The organism is Streptomyces sp. NPDC058307 (assembly GCF_042880295.1).
In the GTDB taxonomy this organism is placed as follows: Bacteria; Actinomycetota; Actinomycetes; order Streptomycetales; family Streptomycetaceae; genus Streptomyces.
Window position 1 is genome coordinate 52878 of the sequence record NZ_JBHVYZ010000044.1, and the last position, 19917, is coordinate 72794.

General features: G+C 72.2%; 14 protein-coding genes. 9 read left to right on the forward strand and 5 right to left on the reverse strand.

Annotation, left to right across the window (positions count from 1 at the left end):
- Nucleotides 1-27: 27 nt before the first annotated feature.
- Both ACFVYN_RS27940 and ACFVYN_RS27945 read right to left on the reverse strand, forming a co-directional pair.
- Nucleotides 28-1284, reverse strand: a complete 1257-nt coding sequence (locus tag ACFVYN_RS27940) for a serine/threonine-protein kinase (RefSeq protein WP_390003063.1) — start codon at nucleotides 1282-1284, stop codon at nucleotides 28-30.
- A 105-nt stretch (nucleotides 1285-1389) separates the two neighbouring features.
- The gene (locus ACFVYN_RS27945; RefSeq protein WP_390003095.1) at nucleotides 1390-3102 is read right to left on the reverse strand and encodes a serine/threonine-protein kinase; all 1713 of its coding nucleotides are present in this window, start codon (nucleotides 3100-3102) and stop codon (nucleotides 1390-1392) included.
- A 328-nt stretch (nucleotides 3103-3430) separates the two neighbouring features.
- On the opposite strand from ACFVYN_RS27945, the gene ACFVYN_RS27950 reads away from it, so the two are divergent.
- From ACFVYN_RS27950 to ACFVYN_RS27970, 5 genes are all read left to right on the forward strand, one after another.
- Complete coding sequence (locus ACFVYN_RS27950; protein ID WP_390003098.1) at nucleotides 3431-7204, forward strand: FHA domain-containing protein; 3774 nt, start codon at nucleotides 3431-3433, stop codon at nucleotides 7202-7204.
- Between the two features lie 187 nt (nucleotides 7205-7391).
- Nucleotides 7392-8783, forward strand: a complete 1392-nt coding sequence (locus ACFVYN_RS27955; protein ID WP_390003065.1) for an ABC transporter substrate-binding protein — start codon at nucleotides 7392-7394, stop codon at nucleotides 8781-8783.
- Between the two features lie 4 nt (nucleotides 8784-8787).
- Nucleotides 8788-10131, forward strand: coding sequence for a carbohydrate ABC transporter permease (locus ACFVYN_RS27960; protein WP_390003068.1), 1344 nt, complete (start codon nucleotides 8788-8790; stop codon nucleotides 10129-10131).
- Entirely contained in the window at nucleotides 10128-11036 is a 909-nt protein-coding gene (locus ACFVYN_RS27965) for a carbohydrate ABC transporter permease (protein WP_390003071.1), read from the forward strand. The genes ACFVYN_RS27960 and ACFVYN_RS27965 overlap by 4 nt, the downstream gene beginning before the upstream one ends.
- Before the next feature lie 140 nt (nucleotides 11037-11176).
- Complete coding sequence (locus tag ACFVYN_RS27970) at nucleotides 11177-13435, forward strand: CDP-glycerol glycerophosphotransferase family protein (RefSeq protein ID WP_390003074.1); 2259 nt, start codon at nucleotides 11177-11179, stop codon at nucleotides 13433-13435.
- 216 nt (nucleotides 13436-13651) lie between these two features.
- Here ACFVYN_RS27970 and galE read toward each other — a convergent pair whose 3' ends face one another.
- Complete coding sequence (galE, locus tag ACFVYN_RS27975) at nucleotides 13652-14632, reverse strand: UDP-glucose 4-epimerase GalE (protein ID WP_390003077.1); 981 nt, start codon at nucleotides 14630-14632, stop codon at nucleotides 13652-13654.
- Between the two features lie 101 nt (nucleotides 14633-14733).
- On the reverse strand, nucleotides 14734-15210 hold the full coding sequence (locus tag ACFVYN_RS27980; protein WP_390003079.1) for a MarR family winged helix-turn-helix transcriptional regulator: 477 nt from the start codon (nucleotides 15208-15210) through the stop codon (nucleotides 14734-14736).
- A 121-nt stretch (nucleotides 15211-15331) separates the two neighbouring features.
- Here ACFVYN_RS27980 and ACFVYN_RS27985 point away from each other — a divergent pair, with 121 nt between their 5' ends.
- Nucleotides 15332-15745: an organic hydroperoxide resistance protein gene (locus ACFVYN_RS27985; protein ID WP_390003081.1), complete on the forward strand. Its 414-nt coding sequence runs from the start codon at nucleotides 15332-15334 to the stop codon at nucleotides 15743-15745.
- Between the two features lie 285 nt (nucleotides 15746-16030).
- Nucleotides 16031-16963 (forward strand): ADP-ribosylglycohydrolase family protein, encoded by a 933-nt coding sequence (locus ACFVYN_RS27990; RefSeq protein ID WP_390003084.1) that lies wholly within the window; start codon nucleotides 16031-16033, stop codon nucleotides 16961-16963.
- A gap of 144 nt (nucleotides 16964-17107) precedes the next feature.
- Here ACFVYN_RS27990 and ACFVYN_RS27995 read toward each other — a convergent pair whose 3' ends face one another.
- Nucleotides 17108-17746, reverse strand: coding sequence for a TetR/AcrR family transcriptional regulator (locus tag ACFVYN_RS27995; protein ID WP_390003087.1), 639 nt, complete (start codon nucleotides 17744-17746; stop codon nucleotides 17108-17110).
- 283 nt (nucleotides 17747-18029) lie between these two features.
- Between ACFVYN_RS27995 and ACFVYN_RS28000 the strand changes: the two genes are divergently transcribed.
- Together ACFVYN_RS28000 and ACFVYN_RS28005 are read left to right on the forward strand one after the other, a co-directional pair.
- A complete protein-coding gene (locus tag ACFVYN_RS28000) occupies nucleotides 18030-18947 on the forward strand; it encodes an ABC transporter permease (protein ID WP_390003090.1) in 918 nt (305 codons plus the stop codon).
- Complete coding sequence (locus tag ACFVYN_RS28005; protein WP_390003092.1) at nucleotides 18940-19779, forward strand: ABC transporter ATP-binding protein; 840 nt, start codon at nucleotides 18940-18942, stop codon at nucleotides 19777-19779. Before ACFVYN_RS28000 ends, ACFVYN_RS28005 begins: the two co-directional genes overlap by 8 nt.
- Nucleotides 19780-19917 lie beyond the last annotated feature (138 nt).

Sequence of the window (19917 nt, forward strand, 5' to 3'; positions counted from 1 at the left end):
TCGGTCGTCCCCCGGCCCGCCGCCCGCTCAGGGGGAGGCGGGCGCCGAGTTCTTCGTGTCCTGCGGTGACGCTCCCGCGTCGTCGCCCGAGGTGGCCGCCCATATCCCGGCGCCCGCCGCCGCGACCAGCACCAGTCCCGCGATCCCCACGACCAGCCGCCGCCGCCGCGTGGTCGCCCGGTGGCGCGCGGAGCCCGGCCGCGGCGCCCCGGCGGGCCTCGGCACCCGGGCGGTCCCGCGCGCGCCCCCGGCCAGCTCGTCGGGCGCCGGCACCCTCATCGAGGTGTGCGTGTCCCGGTTGGAGTCGGCGGGCTTGGCGCCCGGCACCAGCGGCACGGCTCCCCGCCGCGCCGGCCGCCCGGAGGACACGGCCTCACCGTCGGGGGCCGCCGTCGGTGCCTCCCCGTCCGGTTCCTCGTCCTGCTCCGCGTCCGGCTCGTCCACGTCCAGCGGGGGCATCCCGGCCAGCAACGGGAGCAGCTCCCGCAACCGCGTCCCCAGCTCGGACGCCCGCAGCCGGGAGGCCGGCGCCTTGGCCAGACACTGCACCATCAGCTGCCACAGCTCGTCGGGGATGCCAGGAAGCGGAACCACCGTCTCCGTCACATGCCGCCGCAGCACCGCCCCGGGATGCCCGCCCCCGAACGGCGTGAACCCGGCCAGCAGCTCGTACAGGACGGTCGCGAGGGCGTAGATGTCCACGGACGCCCGCGGCGGCAGCCCCTCGACGATCTCCGGCGCCAGATAGTCCGGCGTCCCGATGATCTTCGTGGCCCTGGTCCGTCGCGGCGAGTCGATGAGCTTGGCCACACCGAAGTCCGTCAGCAGGGCGGGATGCGCGCCCCCGGGGCCCAGCGGCCCCTGCATGTCCAGCAGGATGTTCTCCGGCTTCACGTCCCGGTGCACGACCCCCTTGGCGTGTGCGGCGGCCAGCCCGTCCGCGACATCCGCCACGATCGCCACCGCCGCCGCGGGGGCGAGCCGCTTCTCCCGGTCGAGCCGGGTGCGCAGATCGGTGCCCCGGACCAGGTCCATGACGAGCGCGAGGTCGTTGCCGTCGACCACGAGGTCGCGTACGGAGACCACGTGGGGGTGCTCCAGGCCCAGCAGAGCCGTGCGCTCCTGGACGAAGCGTCCGACGAGTTCCTGGTCGGACGCGAGATCCTCGCGCAGCAGCTTGACGGCGACGGGACCCTCGGGGCCCTCGCCCAGCCACACCGTGCCGGCGCTGCCCCGCCCCAGGATCTGGTTGGCGGTGTACCGGCTGCCGATCTTCCGTGCCAAGGCTGCTCCTACAGACGCGTGTTGTCGCTAAAACTACGCGCCGGAAGAGCCAACCTTCACCGCGGAGACGGAAATCACCCGCTGGGTGTCGACAAATCCCCAGAGTTACTGCTGACCTGAGGAGTTTCCGCCCAGATCCCCGATCCACTTGCTGACGGTGTCGACGATGTCCCCGATCTGCTGCCAGTAGCCCTTGCCGGTGCCGATCCAGTCCTGCAGCGGGCTCAGCTCCCAGATCAGCCAGCTCGCGACGAACAGGATGACGATCGTGAACAGACAGCCCTTGAGGCAGCCCAGACCCGGGATCCGCATCCGGTTGGCGCTGCGCTGCCGGGGCTCGCGCGCAGGGCGCTCGGACTGCGGCGGAGGCGCGTACCGCTGCGGTTGCTGCTGCTGCGGGGCGTATTGCTGGGGCTGCTGCTGCGGCTGACGGCCGTAATTGCCCTGCGGCGGCCGCTGCGGGGGTCGCTGCTGCCGCTGGGGCGGCTGCTGCGGCTGCGGTCGGGCGACCTGCCGCTGGGGGCGGCGGCGCAGCGGGTCCTCGTTGGGGTCGAGGTACTGCACCTGCGTCTGTTCGTTGCGGTCGCGGGCCGCGCGCAGTTGGTTCTGCCAGGGGTGCGGGTCCTCGGGCCCGCCGGGCTGCTGTCCGCGCTGACCCTGCTGCCCGTACTGCCCCTGTCCCGGCTGTCCCGGCTGTCCGGGCGGTACCGGCGGCATGACGGCCGTCGGATCGGCCGCGCCCCGGTGCGGGAGTACGGCGGTGGGGTCGGCGGCGCCGACGGGGCTCCCGGGGCCCGTGTGCGGCAGGAAGCTGGTCGCGGCGTTCGGGTCGTAGCCGCCCGCGGCGCTGTGCGGCAGCACCTGTGTCGGGTCGGCGGCGCCCGGGGTGTCCGGCACGGCGGCCGGGTCCGGGTCGGGCAGCAGCAGCGCGCCGACGTTTTCCGCCGCTGCGATCTGCGCGGAGTTCGCGTGCACGCCGATGCCCTCGGCGACGACACGCAGCCCGCGCGCGAGGTTCTCGGCGCTGGGGCGGCGCTCCGGGTTCTTGCTCAGACAGCGCTCTATGACCGTCCACAGCGGGTCGGGGACCGTGGAGGGGCGGCGCGGCTCGGCGCTCAGGTGCTGGTGCAGGACTTCGAGTGCGGAACCGCCGGCGAACGGCGGACGGCCGGTGACCAGCTCGTACAGCAGGATGCCGGCGCCGTAGATGTCGACGGCGGAGGTCTGCGGGCGGCCCTCGGCGGACTCGGGCGCGACGTACGCGGGCGTGCCGACGAATTCCTGGGTCCGCGTCAGGCCCGGGGAGTCCGCGAGGCGCGCGATGCCGAAGTCGGTCAGCAGGGGGTGCATCTGGCCGCCGTACTGCCGCAGCAGGACGTTGGCGGGCTTGAGGTCGCGGTGGACCACGCCGTCGGCGTGGCTGGCGGCGAGGGCGTCGGCGATCTGGGCGGTGATCAGGGCGGCGCCGACGGGGCTGAAGGGCCCGTTCTCGCGCAGATAGCGGTGCAGGTCGGGGCCCTCGACGAGGTCCATGACCAGGGCGAGCAGATCGCCTTCGACGACCAGGTCACGCACCCGCACGATGTTCGGATGGGTCAGCCGCAGCAGGACGGAGCGCTCGCGCAGGAACCGCATCACGATGTCCGGGTCGCTCGCGAGCTCCTCCTTGAGGACCTTGATCGCGACGGTCTCGCCGGGCTGTCCCGGTACGGCGGCCTCGGCGCCCGCGGTCTCCCGCTGGCGGGCACGCCACACGGTCCCCGTGGCACCGCGTCCGAGCGGCTCCTCGAGGAAGTACTTGCTGCCTACCGGCCGCACGTCATGCACTCCCTGCTGCTGGCTGTCGTTCCGACCCACTGTAGTGCCGCTCCTCACAGCACTACGTAAGCGCTGCCAAGCACGTTCGAAGGAAAGACGCTCCGTCCGGGTCCCCGGTTGCCGGACGTTGACGTGACCGATCTCAAGTGATCACCGGCGCGGCAGTGGTCAGGCACTTTTGGGGGCAGAGCTGACCAATCAAGATCACTTGCCCTCGGGCGACGGGCGCGTTGTCAGTGTCAGGTGCGAGGATGCGTGCAGTACTGGCCGATGGTGCTCGTGCGGGGTGGGGATGTCCGCGTCCGAGCAGAAGGGACCGCTGACGGCGATGCAGATCCGGCTGACCGTCGTAGACCCGCTGGGCCCGCCCGACCGGACCCGGGGCCGCGCCGCGAGCCGCGACGTGCTGGTCACCGCTCCCGTCGGCACCGCACTGGCCGCGGTGGCCACCGCGCTCGCCTCGGCGGTCCCAGGGGACGGCGCCTCGCGCGCGGGTGAGGCCGAGCGCGGCGGCGGTCCCGTCGTGCTGTACGCGGACGGCGAGCGGCTGGACGCCCAGCGCGCCACCCTGGGCGAGCCCCCGCTGATCGACGGCGCCGTGCTGTCCCTGGGCGCCCCGGCGGCCCCCGAGCCCCACCCGGAGCTCGACGACGCCCCCACCCAGCTCCACGTGGTCGCCGGCCCCGACGCCGGCGGCGTCCATCTGCTGCACGGCGGCCAGATCCACATCGGCCGCTCCGCCGACGCCGACGTGCCCCTGGACGACCCCGACGTCTCCCGCCTGCACTGCGCGGTCACGGTCGCCCCCGACGGCCGCGTCTCGGTGGCCGACCTCGACTCCACCAACGGCACGACCCTGGACGGCTCCCGCGTGGGCACCCGCCCGGTCCGGTTCACCCCGGGAGCGCTTCTGAGGATCGGCGAGTCGGTGCTCCGGCTCTCGCCGAGCGGGGGGCGACGGCTCGGGACGGAACCGGACGGCGAGGGACATGTACGGGTGACTCCGGGCGGGAGCCCCGCACACGGAGGTTCGGCATCGGCCGGTGAAGCGAACGGCGGCGGTGGTCATGGGCCGAGCGTGAGCCCTGTGCCGGGGCGCGGGACGACGGGAGCTCACGAGAACGGCACAGGTGTGGCCGGCTCGGTCCCCGCACAGGCGCAGCGGCCGCCACGCGCGCGGGGCAGGGTGTCGGCAGGCATGGAGGAGGGCCGCGCCGGCGGCGGCTCCTCACCCCGGCCGCCCACCGACCGGACCCGTCACGCCTACGGCTCCGCGAGCTGGGGCGCGTCCGCGGGCGGCCCCGAAACCACGGGAGCGCAGGGCCACGGCCCCGCCGAGCCTCCGGTCGTCGTGCCGGGTCAGGGCAGCGCGCCTCGGATCGAGCAGCGGGGCGACACCGACAGCAGCCCCGGGGACACCCATGGCGGCCGCTCCGGGCTCGGTTCCTTCGAAGTGACGCGCACCACCGCCGTTCCCCCGCCTCCCCCGACCGACCAGGCTCTGCCCCCGGCTCCCGACGCGACCGACGCCTCGGCGAGCGGCCGTCGCAAGGGCACCCCCCTGCGCGGGACCGACGTACCGCAGGGTGTGCGCCGGCGCGGCGGGCTGTCCGCGTGGGCCCGGCGGCTGGCCGGAGGACGGGGTGAGCAGGAGACCTCCGAGCGGGACGAGACGTACGGTGAGGCGAGCGCGCCCGTGACCGCGGTGCCGTCGGCCACCGCGTCCCGGATGCCCGAGGTCTGGCCCGACCCGGCCGCCCTGCTGCTGACCGCACTGGGTCCCGGTGCGCGCCTGTGGGAGCGCGGGCCCGGGCACCCGGAGGCCCTCACCGTGCGGCTCGGCACCGCCGACCGGGCGGCCCCCGACGGCTCGGGACTGCTGCCGGCCGTTCCGGTCACCGCGGATCTGCGCGAGGTCGGCGCGCTGGGCCTGGCGGGTCCCCGCGCGCGGCTCGCCGGGCTGGCCCGCGCGGTGGTGGCCCAGCTCGCCGCCCTGCACGCGCCCGAGACCCTGGAGATCGTCCTGATCAGCGCGGACCGCTCCCGGCCCGCGCGGGAGCGCACCGCCGAGTGGTCCTGGCTCGGCTGGCTCCCCCATGTCCGTCCGGGGCACGGCCAGGACTGCCGTCTCCTTCTCGCCCACGACCGCGAACAGGCCGCGGCCCGCACCGACGAACTTCTGCGGCGTCTGGACGACCACCTGGCCGACTCCGAGCTCGCTCCGGCCCGCGGGACCGTCCCGGCCGCCCGTTCCGCCACCCCGCAGGACAGCCCCGGGAACACCGCCCGACGGCCCTCCTGGGCCCGGGACGACACCGAGGACGGGACGAGCGGCGGCTTCCCGGGGCCGTACTCCGTGGTCGTCGTGGACGGCGATCCCGGCGGCGCGGATCTGCGCAAGGCGGTGGCGCGGCTGGCGGCGGAGGGCCCCCGCGCCGGTATCCATGTCATCTGCCTGGCCGAGACGGCCCCGGCCTCGCCCGCCTCTCCGGTGACGGACACGTACGAGGCGGCGTGCGCGGCGGCTCCGACGTTCCGCGAGTGCGGGGCAGTCGGGCTGCTCAGCGGGGACGTGGCGACGGCACTGCGGCTGGTGCGGGTGGCGCGGGCGGGGGTCCCCGCGGAGGCGGGCCCGGAGACCGACGCCACCGGCGCTTCGCGCAGCCCCGAGACCGACCGCACCGCCGCTCCCCGCAACCGCGCCGAGACCGACCGCAGCCGTACTGAGGCCCGCCATGCGGACGCCTCCCGCACCGACACCGACACCGTCCACCTCACCGCGGTCCCCACGGCCACCCCCACCCCCGTCGGCCACGGCACGGTCGCCGCCGTGGACGCCGTCTCCGCGGCCTGGGCCGAGCGGTTCGCGCGGGCGCTGGCGCCGCTGCGGACGGACGGCACCGCCGGTGCGGGGCACGCGCGCGTGTCCTCGCCGTTGCCCCAGTCGGCGCGTCTGCTGGACGAGTTGGGGCTGGCCCGGGCCACCCCGCCGTCGCTGATGACCCGCTGGGCGGACGCGGCCGACGACCCGGAGTCGCTCGGCGGCCGGGCGTGGGCGGTGCTGGGGGCCGGACCACGCGGCCCGGTCTGCGCCGACCTCGTGGCCGACGGCCCGCACCTGCTGATCGAGGGCCCCGCGGGCAGCGGCCGTACAGAACTGCTGCGGGCGGTCGTCGCCTCGCTGGCCGCGGCCGAGCGCCCCGACCGCCTCAGCGTCGTCCTGATGGACGGGCGGGACGGCGTGGGCGCCGGCGGCCACAGCGAGGGCCTGCGCGTGTGCACGGACGTACCGCATGTGACCACCCACCTCATCGCCAACGACCCGGTCCGCATGCGGGAGTTCGCCCAGTCGCTGAGCGCCGAGCTGAAGCGGCGCGCGGAGTTGCTGGGCCGATCCGACTTCGCGGAGTGGCACACCGGCCGGGAACTGTCGGGCCGTATGGTCACCCAGCGCACGGCGTCCCCCCGCAGCGCGACAGGCCCCGCCGGTGCGCCCGGCGACCCGGCAGCCGCCGACCTCGACTCGCCGCCCAGCTCCACCATCCGCCTGCGCCCCGCGGCGGCCCGGCGCCGGACGGAGACGGCACCCCCGCTGCCCCGTCTGGTCGTGGTCGTGGACGACCTGGACGCCCTGGTCTCCCCGCCCCTCGGCTCCCCGGGCAGGCCGGCGGCCGGCTCGGTCATACGCGCGCTGGAGGCGGTGTCCCGTGAGGGCGAGCGCCTGGGCGTCCATCTGGTGGCAGCGACCGGCCCGGGCGGCCGTACCGCGGAGTCGGAAGCGGCGCGCAGGGCCACCCTCCGCGTCACCCTGGACACCCCGGCCACCGGCCCGGACGAACCGGCTCCCGGCCGCGGCCGGTTGACCCGGCCCGACGGCCGGGTCACGGCGTTCCAGGCCGGCCGGGTCACCGGCCGCATCCCCCGCACGGCGACCCTGCGCCCCACCGTCGTCCCCCTGGAGTGGGAACACATGGGCGACCCGCCGGCCCGCCGCCCGGTCCGGGAACTGGGCAACGGACCGACGGATCTCGCCCTGCTGGCGAGTGCATTGGAACGCGCGGCGAGGGAAGTCGCAGCGGCAGAGGTCCCGTCACTGCTCTAGGCGTCAAGGGGTCCGGGGGCCCCGCCCCGGGCGACGCGTGCCCGGACGCACCGGCACTGGTCACGACGGCATCACGATCTTCGGCTTGACAGTGGACGCCCACTTGCCGACCTCGGCGCCCCGGCGTAGACCAGATCGCACGAGACAGCCCTCGAACGTTCGACGAGGAACGAAGAACGGGGTCGTGATGCGCAGCACGAGCAGCACACAGCGGAAGCACAGGTCAGCGAACAGGGCTGCCAAACCGGCGGCCGCCGCCCTCGCGGCGGCCCTCGCCCTCTCGCTCACCGCATGCGGTGGAAATGACGACAAGGGCAGCGACACGGGTGCGACAGGCGGCAAGGAGACCGGCACGACGGTCACCCTGCCCAAACTGAACGGCCAGAGCCTGGAGGTCGCCGCCGTCTGGAGCGGCGCCGAACAGGCCAATTTCAAGAAGGTTCTCGCGGAGTTCGAGAAGCGCACCGGCGCGAAGGTGACCTTCGTGCCGGCCCAGGACCCGATCGTCAACTTCCTGGGGTCGAAGGTCGCGGGCGGCCAGCCGCCGGACATCGCGATGCTCCCGCAGCCCGGCGCGATCAAGCAGGCCGTGGACAAGAAGTGGGCCAAGCCCCTGGGCGCGGAGGCCAAGGCGGAGCTCGCCAAGAACTACTCGCAGGGCTGGCAGGACATCGGCAAGGTCGGCGGAACCCAGTACGGCGTGTACTACAAGGCCGCCAACAAGTCGCTGATCTGGTACAACGCCAAGGTCTTCGAGAACGCGGGTGCCACCGAGCCGAAGACCTGGGACCAGCTGCTCAGCACCGCGCAGACGGTCTACGACTCGGGCGTGACCCCGTTCTCCGTCGGCGGCGCCGAGGGCTGGACCCTGACGGACTGGTTCGAGAACGTCTACCTCTCCCAGGCGGGCCCGGAGAAGTACGACCAGCTCGCCAAGCACGAGATCAAGTGGACGGACCCGTCCGTGAAGGACGCGCTGACCACGCTGGCCCAGGTGTGGGGCAAGAAGGACTATGTCGCGGGCGGCGCCAAGGGCGCGCTGCAGATCGACTTCCCGGCCTCGGTGACCCAGACCTTCACGGGCGGCGACCAGCCCAAGGCGGCCATGGTCTACGAGGGCGACTTCGCGCAGGTCAACATCCAGACGGCCAAGGCGAAGGTCGGCACGGACGCGAAGGTGTTCCCGTTCCCGAAGGTCGGTGACACCGCCCCCGTGGTCTCCGGCGGCGACGCGGCGGTGATCCTGAAGGACTCCAAGGCGGCGCAGGCGCTGGCCACCTTCCTGGCCTCCCCGGACGCGGCGACGATCCAGGCCAAGCTGGGCGGCTATCTCTCGCCGAACAAGAACGTGGACATCTCCTCGTACCCGAACCCGGTGCAGCAGAAGATCGCCAAGGCGCTGATCGGCTCCGGCGACGACTTCCGCTTCGACATGTCGGACCAGGCGCCGCAGGCCTTCGGCGGCACCCCCGGCAAGGGCGAGTGGAAGGCGCTGCAGGACTTCCTGACGAACCCGAAGAACGTCGCGGGCACGCAGTCGAAGCTGGAGGCCGAAGCGGCGGCCGCCTACGGGAACTGACGCGATGACGTCCACCACGGTGGCAGGGGTCCCCGAGACCCCTGCCTCCCCCAAGTCGCGCAAGAGCGTGACCGGCACGCGCAGGACCGTGGCAGTGCTGTTCCTGCTGCCCGCCCTGGTGCTGCTGGGCGCGCTCGTGGTCTACCCGATCGGGTACTCGATCGTCCGCAGCTTCTCCAACCAGTCCGGTGACGGTTTCGCCGGAATCGACAACTACAAGGCCCTGTTCACCGACGACAGCATCCGCACGGCCCTGAAGAACAACATCATCTGGGTGGTGTTCGCGCCGACGATCTCCACCGCGCTCGGTCTGATCTTCGCGGTGCTGACCGAACGGGTGCGCTGGGGAACGGCGTTCAAGCTGGTCGTCTTCATGCCGATGGCGATCTCGATGCTGGCGGCGGGCATCATCTTCCGGCTCGTCTACGACCAGGACCCGGACAAGGGGTTCGCGAACGCGGTGTGGGTGGGCGTGCACGACACGTTCGCGCAGTCCTCGGCGTTCCCGAAGGCCCACCCGGGCCGGAACTCCCCCCTGGTGGCACAAGGGGGCGGCTTCATCACGAAGACGACGGTCCACACCGGCGGGACGGTCACCCTGCCCCTGGTGGGTGTCGCCCCCGACCAGATGCCCGGTGACGCGAAGAAGGCCGTGCCGCCGCAGGCGGACCCGGGCCGGATCACCGGGACGACCTGGCAGGACTTCACGCGCGGCAAGGGCGTCGGCACGCTCGGCGGGGTCGACCCGACCGAACTCGGCTACCCCGGCATGAAGATCGAGGCGGTCAGGGACGGCAAGGTCGTCGAGACGGCGAAGGCCGGGAACGACGGCACGTTCTCCTTCTCGCAGAAGGCCGACGGGGCCCGGCTGCGACTTCCGGCGAGCAACTTCAAGGAGCCCTACAACGGGATCAACTGGCTCGGCCCGTCGCTGGTGACACCGGCGATCATCGGGTCGTACATCTGGATGTGGGCCGGTTTCGCGATGGTGCTGATCGCGGCCGGACTCGCGGGCATCCCCCGCGAACTCCTGGAGGCGGCCCGGGTCGACGGCGCGAGCGAGTGGCAGGTCTTCCGCAGGGTCACGGTCCCCCTGCTGGCGCCCGTCCTCGCGGTCGTCACCGTGACCCTGATGATCAACGTCCTGAAGATCTTCGACCTGGTCTTCATCATCCCGCCCGGCTCCTCGCAGGACGACGCGAACGTCCTCGCCCTGGAGCTGTACCGCAAGGGCTTCGCCGAGGACCAGCCCGGCATCGCGAGCGCCATCTCGGTGTTCCTGCTGCTGCTGGTGATCCCGGTGATGTGGTTCAACATTCGTCGGCTCAGGCGGGAGGTACGGCGATGACCACTCAGGCCGAAAGGCTTCCCGAGACGGCGACGGCCGACGGGGTGAAGGCGAAACAGTCGCTCGGCTCACGGCTCGTCGAGCGCGTCAGCGGCGGCCTGATCAGCGTCTTCCTCGTCGCCGTCGCCCTGTTCTGGCTGGTGCCGACGATCGGGCTGCTGATCTCCTCGCTGCGCAGCCCGGGCGACCTGGCGGCGACCGGCTGGTGGACGGTGTTCACCAAGCCCTCCCAACTCACCTTGGACAGCTACGACAAGCTCCTCCAGAACAGCGACATCACCGGCTCCATCGTCAACACCGTACTGATCACGGTCCCGGCGACGCTGCTCGTGATCGTCATCGGCGCGCTCGCGGGCTACGCGTTCGCGTGGATGGAGTTCCCGGGCCGCGACTGGTGGTTCATGGGCGTGGTCGGTCTGCTGGTGGTACCGGTGCAGGTGGCGCTGATCCCGATCGCCGAACTCTTCGGCAAGATCGGCCTGTTCGGCAACATCTTCGGAGTGATCCTCTTCCATACGGGCTTCGGCCTGCCGTTCGCGGTGTTCCTGCTGCGGAACTTCTTCGCGGAGATCCCCCGCGAACTCCTGGAGGCGGCACGGCTGGACGGCGCGGGCGAACTGCGCCTGTTCACACGGGTGGTGCTGCCGCTCGGCGGGCCCGCGATCGCGAGTCTGGGCATCTTCCAGTTCCTGTGGGTGTGGAACGACATGCTGATCGCGCTGGTGTTCACGAACGCCGACAGCCAGCCGATCACGGTCGCCCTCCAGACCCAGATGCGCGCCTTCGCCAACAACGTCGACGTCCTGGCTCCGGGCGCGTTCATCTCGATGGTGATTCCGCTGATCGTGTTCTTCGCGTTCCAGCGGCAGTTCGTGTCCGGCGTGATGGCGGGCGCGGTGAAGTAACCCGTAGGGCAGCGCAGTTGGAGGGGCGGGCCGGCACCGGTCCGCCCCTTCGCGTTAGCCCGAATGCCGTACGGACCGTAACTCCGCGCCGTCGTGGGGCGTTCCCGGGCAGAACTCCCGCGCCGACCCTTGGATGTGCCGTGCCCAGGTTCAGTGTCATCGTCCCCGCGTACAAGGTTCAGGCGTACCTGCCCGCATGCCTGGAATCGGTGCTGTCGCAGTCGTACGAGGATCTGGAGCTGATCGCGGTCGACGACCGCTCGCCGGACGCGTGCGGCGAGCTCATCGACGAGTACGCGGCCCGTGATCCCCGGGTCAAGGCCGTCCACCAGGCGCGGAACACGGGGCTCGGCCCCGCCCGCAACGCCGGGACGGCCGAGGCGAGCGGCGACTACCTGCTGTTCCTCGACGGCGACGACACCCTCACCCCGCACGCGCTGCGGGCGATCGCCGACCGGCTGAAGGAGACGGGCGAGCCGGACGTCCTGGTCCACGACCACGCGCTCGCCCACTGGTCGGACGGGACGGTCCGCGACGCCTTCGCGGGACAGCTCACCGAGCAGGGCCCGGCGCCCTTCCGCCTGGAGGACCGCCCGGGGCTGCTGCGGGTGCCGCCGGTGGCCTGGAACAAGGCGTACCGCAGGGAGTTCGTCGAGCGCGAGGGCTTCGCCTTCCCGCCCGGTCACCACACGGACCTGCCCTGGACCTACCCCGTCCTGATGGCCGCGGAGTCGATCGCCACCCTGGACCGCGTCTGCGTCCACCACCGCAAGCGCCGCGGGGGCGAATCCCTCGGCGCCGGAGACCACTTCGACGTCTTCGGGCAGTACGACAGGGTCTTCGCGTACGTCGACCCGCGCCCCGAACTCGCCCAGTGGCGGCCGGTGTTGTTCCGCCGCATGGTGGACCACCTCTCGGCGGTGTTCACCGACCGGGAGAGCCTCCCGCGCGGCAGCCGCCACGCGTTCCTGCGGCGGGCCCGCGACCACTACCGCGCCCACCGCACCCCGGGCCACCCGGTCCCGGCGCGCTCCCGGCTGCGCCACGCCGTGATCCGCCTGGGCCTGTACCGCACCCAACGGCTCGCGGAACTGGCCCGCAGGTCCGGCCGGGGAACCACCCGCCCGCTCGTACGCCTCGCCACGGCCCTGCACACGGCGGCCCTGCGGCTCCACTACCGCGTCCAGCTCCGCCTCCCGCTGCGCGCGGACCGTGCCGTCTTCGCCGCGTACGGGGGCCGCGGCCACGGCTGCAACCCGGGCGCGCTGGAGGAGGCGTTCCGCACCTTCGCCCCGCACATCCGCACCGCGTGGATCGCCCGCCCCGAGTACCACCACACGATCCCGACCGCGACCCGCAGGCTGCGCCCCGGCACGGCCGCCTACTGGACGGCGCTGGCCCGCTCCACGTACCTGGTGAACAACACCGACTTCGACCGCCGTCTGGTCAAGCGGCCCGGCCAGGTCCTCGTCCAGACCCAACACGGCACGCCCCTCAAGCACATGGGCCTGGACCTCCGGGAACGCCCGGCGGCGGCAGGCGACTTGGACTTCGACGCGATGCTGCGCGGCGTCGACCAGTGGGACTACCTCCTGTCCCCCAACCGCCACACCACCCTGACCTGGGAGCGGGTCTACCCCGGCCGCTACACCACGCTCCCCTACGGCTCTCCGCGCAACGACGTGTTCCAGCGGGCGACTTCGGCGGACGTACGGCGACTGCGCGAGTCCCTCGGCATCCCCGCGGGCTCGGTCGCGATCCTGTACGCGCCCACCTACCGCGACTACCGCCGCACCCAGCGCACCACCCTCGACCTGGACCGCCTGCTGCGCCGCCTGGGCCCCCGCTTCGTCGTCCTGGCCCGCGCGCACCACCGCCACGGCGGCCCGCTAGTCTCCGACGCCACCGGCCGGGTCATCGACGTCACCGACCACCCGAGCGTGGAGTCCCTGTGCCTCGCCTCGGACGCCCTGGTCACCGACTACTCGTCCCTGATGTTCGACTACGCGGGCCTGGACCGCCCGATCGTGATCCACGCCGACGACCATGAGGCATACGAGGCGGCCCGCGGCACCTACTTCGACCTGCGGTCCTTCGCGCCGGGCGCGATCGCGCGCAGCGAGGACGAACTGATCGACATCTTCGCCACCGGCCACTGGCGCGGCTCCCGCTCCACCCAGCTGCGCTCGGCGTTCCGCGAGCGCTTCTGCCCGTACGACGACGGCCGCGCCGCCGAACGGGTCGTACGCCATGTCGTCCTGGGCGAAAGGGAGTCGCCGCCGGTGATCCCGCCGGCCGACCGGCATCCGGTGCCGTCGGCGGCAGCCGCGCTCGACCGTGTCCCGCAGGCCAGCGTGGACGGCCCCGCGACGGACACGCCCGTCGCCGAGACCCGCTAGGAGGGGCCGTGCCGTCGAGTCCGTCCCGTCCCACACCCACCCGCCCGTCCACCTGGCGCCCGGCGGGGCGGCCGGGGCGCCGGGTGCCGCGTGGCTCGGACGGGCCGCCGTCGCCCGCCGCGGAGATCCATCAGGAGGGCCCTACCACCGCTGCCACACCGCACTCGGCGGCCGGCCGCCCATCAGCCGTGTAAACAACGCTGCGGCTCAATACACCTAGCCCCGAGCCGCCTCCGGATGGAGCCGCACCCATCCCTCCCACGCCGACGTGATCATGTCCTGGACGTCGTGCTTGGCCTGCCAGCCGAGTTCCGTGGCCGCCAGGTCGGCGGAGGCGACGACCCGGGCGGGGTCTCCGGGGCGGCGGGGAGTGACCGTCGGGGGGCGGTCGTAACCGGTGATGGCGTTGATGTGGTCGATCATCTCGCGCACGGAGACGCCCTCGCCGCGGCCGATGTTGACGGTGAGGTCGCGTCCGGGGGACGACTGCAGGGTGCGGGCCGCGGCCACGTGGGCCTCGGCCAGGTCGGCGACGTGGATGTAGTCGCGGACGCAGGTGCCGTCGGGGGTGTCGTAGTCGTCGCCGAAGATGCGCGGGGCCGCGTTCTGCGTGAGTCTCTCGAAGACCATCGGGACGATGTTGAAGACGCCCGTGTCGGCCAGCTCGGGGCTCGCCGCGCCCGCCACGTTGAAGTAGCGCAGGCACGCCGTGGAGAGGCCCGTCGCACGGCCCGTCGCGCGGACCAGCCACTCGCCGGCCAGCTTGGTCTCGCCGTAGGGCGACATCGGCGCGCACGGGGTGCGCTCCGTCACCAGCGGGACGTCCGGCATGCCGTAGACCGCCGCGGAGGACGAGAAGACGAAGGAGGGGACCTGGGCCGTCGTCACGGCCTCCAGGAGCACGCGCAGGCCCTCGACGTTCTGCCGGTAGTAGTGCAGCGGCAGGTCCACCGACTCGCCGACCTGCTTCTTCGCCGCGAGGTGGACCACCCCGGTGACCTCGTGGTCCGCCAGGGTGTGCGCGACCCGCTCGGCGTCCAGCGTGGAGCCCACCACCAGCGGCACGTCGGCCGGCACGCGCTCGGCGACGCCGGTGGACAGGTCGTCGTACACGACCGCCTGCTCGCCCGCCTCGGTCATCGCCCTCACGACGTGCGCCCCGATGTAACCGGCGCCGCCGGTGATCAGCCAGGTCATGTACGGCCGTCCCCTCTTCGCTCGACCCGTGTCCCCGTGTCCGCGTGTCCGCGTATCAGTGAACCAGGCGGCCGGGGCCCAGGGGGCCACTGCGGTGACTGTCAGTCCTCGTCGGGCAGCTCGGCGTGCACGGCCGCGTCCAGTGACGAGGTGAGCTGGTCGAGGCGGGCTCGCAGGTCGCGGATCTCGTCCACGTCGAAGCTGGTCGCCGCGACGATCCGGCGGGGCACCTGCACCGCCCGTTCGCGCAGGGCGACACCCTCCTCGGTGAGGCGCACCTCCACCGAGCGCTCGTCGCGGGCGCTGCGTTCGCGCCGGACCAGGCCGGCCGTCTCGAGTCGCTTGAGGAGCGGGGAGAGGGTGCCCGAGTCGAGCCGCAGGTGCTCGCCGAGCTTCTTGACGGGCAGTTCGCCGTGCTCCCACAGCACGAGCATCACCAGGTATTGCGGGTAGGTGATCCCCAGATCCTTGAGGATCACGCGGTAGACGCTGCCGAAGGCACGGGAAGCCGCGTTCAGGGAGAAGCAGATCTGCTGGTCGAGGCGGAGCCAGTCGGTGGCGGTCGGTGGCGTGGTCATGTCTCCAGGATAGCTCTTGCGAGCCATTTAGTTGTGCACAACTAGATTGTGTGCTCTACTAACGGTCGTGAGGCGGTCGCAGAAGAGCCGCCGGAACAGACTTCGAGAGGGATGGTCTTTCATGGACGCGCTCTACACCGCTGTCGCCACCGCCACCCACGGCCGCGACGGCCGCGCCTACACGAACGACGGCAAGATCGACGTCGCTCTGGCCCCGCCGGCGGAGCTGGGCGGCAACGGACAGGGCACCAACCCGGAGCAGCTGTTCGCCGCCGGTTACGCCGCCTGCTTCGGCAGCGCCCTCGGTGTCGTCGGCCGCCAGGCCAAGGTGGACGTCAGCGACGCCGCCGTCACCGCCGAGGTCGGCATAGGCAAGCAGGGCGAGGGCTTCGGCCTCAAGGTCGCCCTCCGCGTCGAACTCCCCGACACCGTGGACGCCGAGACCGGCCGCAAGCTCGTCGAGCAGGCCCACCAGGTCTGCCCCTACTCCAACGCCACCCGCGGCAACATCGAGGTCGACCTCGTCATCGAGTAGGCCCGGAAGGCGACTTGCCGGGACGGCGGTGCGTGGTCGCCGGGACGGCGCATGGTCGCCGGGACGGCGGGAGGAGCAGGGGCGGGAGGTGGACGCGCCGGGCCAGGGCTTGCCCGGGCGAACCGCCGGCGGCTCGGGGTCGGCCTGTCCAGGATGGCCCCATCACCTCGGGCACCCGCCGGGCGCGGACACTCCCGGCCTGCACCTGCCCAGGCGGGTAAGCCAGAGGCTCGGGGCGGCCCGCCCGCGTGGGTGGCCGCAACCGCTCAGGGCTAGCCTGCGCTGATGGTCGTCAACGCAGAGCGCGCCCTGGGCGCTGTCATTGGTTCCGCCGTGGGGGACGCGCTGGGCGCTCCCTTCGAGTTCGGGCCGGAGGGTGCCTTCTCGGACCGGTTTCCGGAGCCGGGGCACGGCGGCGAGATGTGCGGGGGCGGCGGCTGGGACCCGGGCGAGGCGACCGACGACACACAGATGGCCGTCCTGGTCGCCGAGTCCCTGGTGGAGTGCGGCGGGCTCGAACTCCCGGATGTCTTCCGGCGGTTCCAGCGGTGGGCGGCGGCGGAGCCGAAGGACATCGGCCTCCAGACCGAGGCCGTGCTCAGCAGCGGCGACCCCTGGGACACCGCGGCCGCTCTCCACTTCCAGGTGAACCAACGGGCGGCCGGAAACGGCGCCCTCATGCGGGCGGCTCCGTCCGCCGTGCACTTCGCCCGCCACGGCCGGGAGGCCACCATAGCCGCCGCCCGTCGCCTGGCCGCCCTCACCCACGGCGACCGTGCGGCCTGGGAGGGCACGGCCGTCTTCCATGAACTGATACGGGTGGCCCTGGCCGGCGACGACCCACTGGACGCCGTGCAAGCCACCCTCGGCATGGTCCACCCCGACCACCGCCGACGCTACGCCACCGTCCTGGCCCCCGACTGGCACCCGGACCAGGCCACCGAGTTCAACGGTGCCGTATGGCCCTGCCTGGGCTCGGCGGTCTGGGCGCTGCGCACGACGACCTCGTACGAGACAGCCGTACGCGCGGCGATCGACCTGGGCGGTGACACGGACACGGTGGCAGCGGTGACGGGCGGCCTGGCCGGAGCGGTGTACGGCGTCACGGCCGTCCCGGAGCGCTGGACGGCCCTCCTGCACGTGCCGCTGCCGGGCTTCGCCGACCGTGTGCTGAGGACGGCCGGCCTGGCGGACCTCACGCATCTCCTCACCGGGTGACAGGGAAGCTGTTCGCCGAGGGGAAGCTGATCGCCGAGCGGAAGCTGATCGCCGAGCGGAAGCTGATCGCCGCGGGACCGTCGGCGGACAGGCAGGGCCGGGTGCTCGCCCCAGAACTCCTCGCTGCGCGCGTCACGCTGAGGCTCAGAGCGCCTTCAGTGCCTCCGTCGTCGCCCTCGCCAGCGCCGCGAGATACCCCTTCGGCAGCTTCGGGCTGCGGATCACCACAGAACGCCAGTACAGCGGGCCCGAGATCAGATCGAGGGCCAACTCGTCGTTGAAGCCCCTGCGGAGCTCCCCGCGCTGCTCCGCCGCCGTGACGATCTTGCTGGCGACACCCTCCTGCCCCTTCTGCAACGCGTTCTGCAGCGCCTCGGCGATCTCCGGGTTGCGGGCCGCCTCGGCCTGGAGGTCCGGGATGATCTGCGAGGCCACCGGATGCCGTAGCGCCCGGGACGTCACCTCGTACAGCATCCGCAGGTCGTCCTCCAGCGAGCCCGTGTCCGGCACCGGCAGGCCCATCACCGCGATCTCCGACACGACGTCGAGGACCAGGTGCTGCTTGGAACGCCAGCGGCGGTAGACCGCGGTCTTGCCGACGCCCGCGCGGCGCGCGATGCCCTCGATCGACATCCGCGCGTATCCGGCCGCCGCGAGCTCCTCGAAGACGGCTGCCCGAATGGCTTCCGTCACATCCTCACGGAGTACGGCGGCCCCTGCCGGGGCACGGCGGCGCGTACGGGTCTGCGGCGCGTCGGCGTTGGTCGTCATGCGGACCAGCATAGGGCGTAGCGACGAAACGGTCCCGTTCCGACGCGATTTGCCGGGACGGGACGGTGTCGTCCCGCCGTGCGACTTGCGAAACGACGAAACGGTTGCGTTCCAACGCGATCCGTCACGACGAAACGGTTGCGTTCCGACGCTCACTCGTCCTACGCTCACGATGCGACGATACGGTCCCGTCCCGACGTAAGAAAACGTAAAGAGTCACGTAAGGAAACGTCGAATGACGGGCTCGCCGGCCGCACGCGCACTGCCCTCCACCCCCCGAGCGAAAGCAGCGGATGTGAGCCAGGTCATCGACACACCGCCCCCGACAGCGCCCCCGGCCGACGACGACCTCTCGGCCCTGGCCGCCCGGTACGGCCTCACGGTCAGCGGCGCCCGCCCCTCCCTGCCCGACTACGTCCGTCAGCTGTGGGCACGGCGCCACTTCATCACCGCGTTCTCGACCGCCAAGCTCACCGCGCAGTACAGCCAGGCGAAGCTCGGCCAGGTCTGGCAGGTGATGACGCCACTGCTGAACGCGGCGGTCTACTACTTCATCTTCGGCGTACTGCTGGGCACCAAGAGGAACGTGCCGGATTACGTCCCGTTCCTGGTCACGGGCGTGTTCATCTGGACGTTCACCCAGAGCTCGATCATGGCGGGCACCCGCGCCATCTCCGGCAACCTCGGCCTCGTGCGCGCCCTGCACTTCCCGCGGGCCGCGCTGCCGATCTCGTTCGCGCTCCAGCAGTTGCAGCAGCTGCTCTTCTCGATGGCCGCCCTGATCGTGATCCTGCTCGGCTTCGGTGTCCCGCCCGCCGCGTCCTGGCTGCTGGCGATCCCGGCACTGATTCTGCAGTTCACGTTCAACGCCGGCGTCTCGATGATCATGGCTCGGATGGGCGCCAAGACGCCGGACATCGCGCAGCTGATGCCGTTCGTCCTGCGCACCTGGATGTACGTCTCCGGTGTGATGTGGAGCATCGACAAGCTGGCCAAGGGCCACCACGACTGGCCGTCCTGGATGGTCCCCGTGCTCCAGGCCAACCCGGCCGCCGTCTACATCGACCTGATGCGCTACGCCCTGATCGACAGCTTCCACGCCAGTCAGCTGCCGCACCACGTGTGGGCGCTCGCGGTGGGCTGGGCGCTGGTCGCCGGCGTCGGCGGCTTCATCTACTTCTGGAAGGCTGAGGAGACGTACGGCCGTGGCTGACATCGAGCACATCGAGAACATCGAGGACGACAAGATCCCCACCGTCGTCGTCGACGGCGTCGACATCGTCTACCGCGTCAACGGCACCGGCGCGGGCCGGGGCTCCGCCACCGCCGCCCTCAACCGCATGCTGCGCCGGGGCCAGGTCGAGAAGGCAGCCGGGGTACGCAAGGTGCACGCCGTCAAGAACGTGTCGTTCGTCGCCTACAAGGGCGAGGCGATCGGGCTGATCGGCACCAACGGCTCCGGCAAGTCGACGCTGCTCAAGGCCGTCGCGGGCCTGCTCCCGGTGGAGAACGGCCGTATCCACACCGACGGCCAGCCTTCCCTCCTCGGCGTCAACGCGGCCCTGATGAACGACCTCACCGGTGAGCGCAACGTCCACCTCGGCGGCCTCGCCATGGGCATGTCCCGCGAGCAGGTCAGGGACCGTTACCAGGAGATCGTCGACTTCTCCGGCATCAACGAGAAGGGCGACTTCATCACCCTCCCGATGCGCACCTACTCCTCCGGCATGGCGGCCCGCCTGCGCTTCTCCATCGCCGCCGCCAAGGACCACGACGTCCTCCTCATCGACGAGGCCCTCGCCACCGGCGACCGCTCCTTCCAGAAGCGCTCCGAGGCCCGCATCCGCGAGCTGCGCCAGACCGCGGGCACCGTGTTCCTGGTCAGCCACAGCAACAAGTCGATCCGCGACACCTGCGACCGGGTGCTGTGGCTGGAGCGCGGTGAACTGCGCATGGACGGCCCCACCGACGAGGTCCTGGCGGCCTACGAGGACTTCACGGGCGGCCCGGACAAGGCGAAGCCGCAGCCGCAGGTCGCGGCCTGACCCACGGCTCCCTTCCACGACGACGAGGGCGCCCGGAACCTCACGGTCCCGGGCGCCCTCGGCGTCGTATAGCTGCCGTAGCGCCTACCAAAGCAGCCGCAGCAGCGTCAGCAGAGTGCGCATCGCCACCGGCAGGTT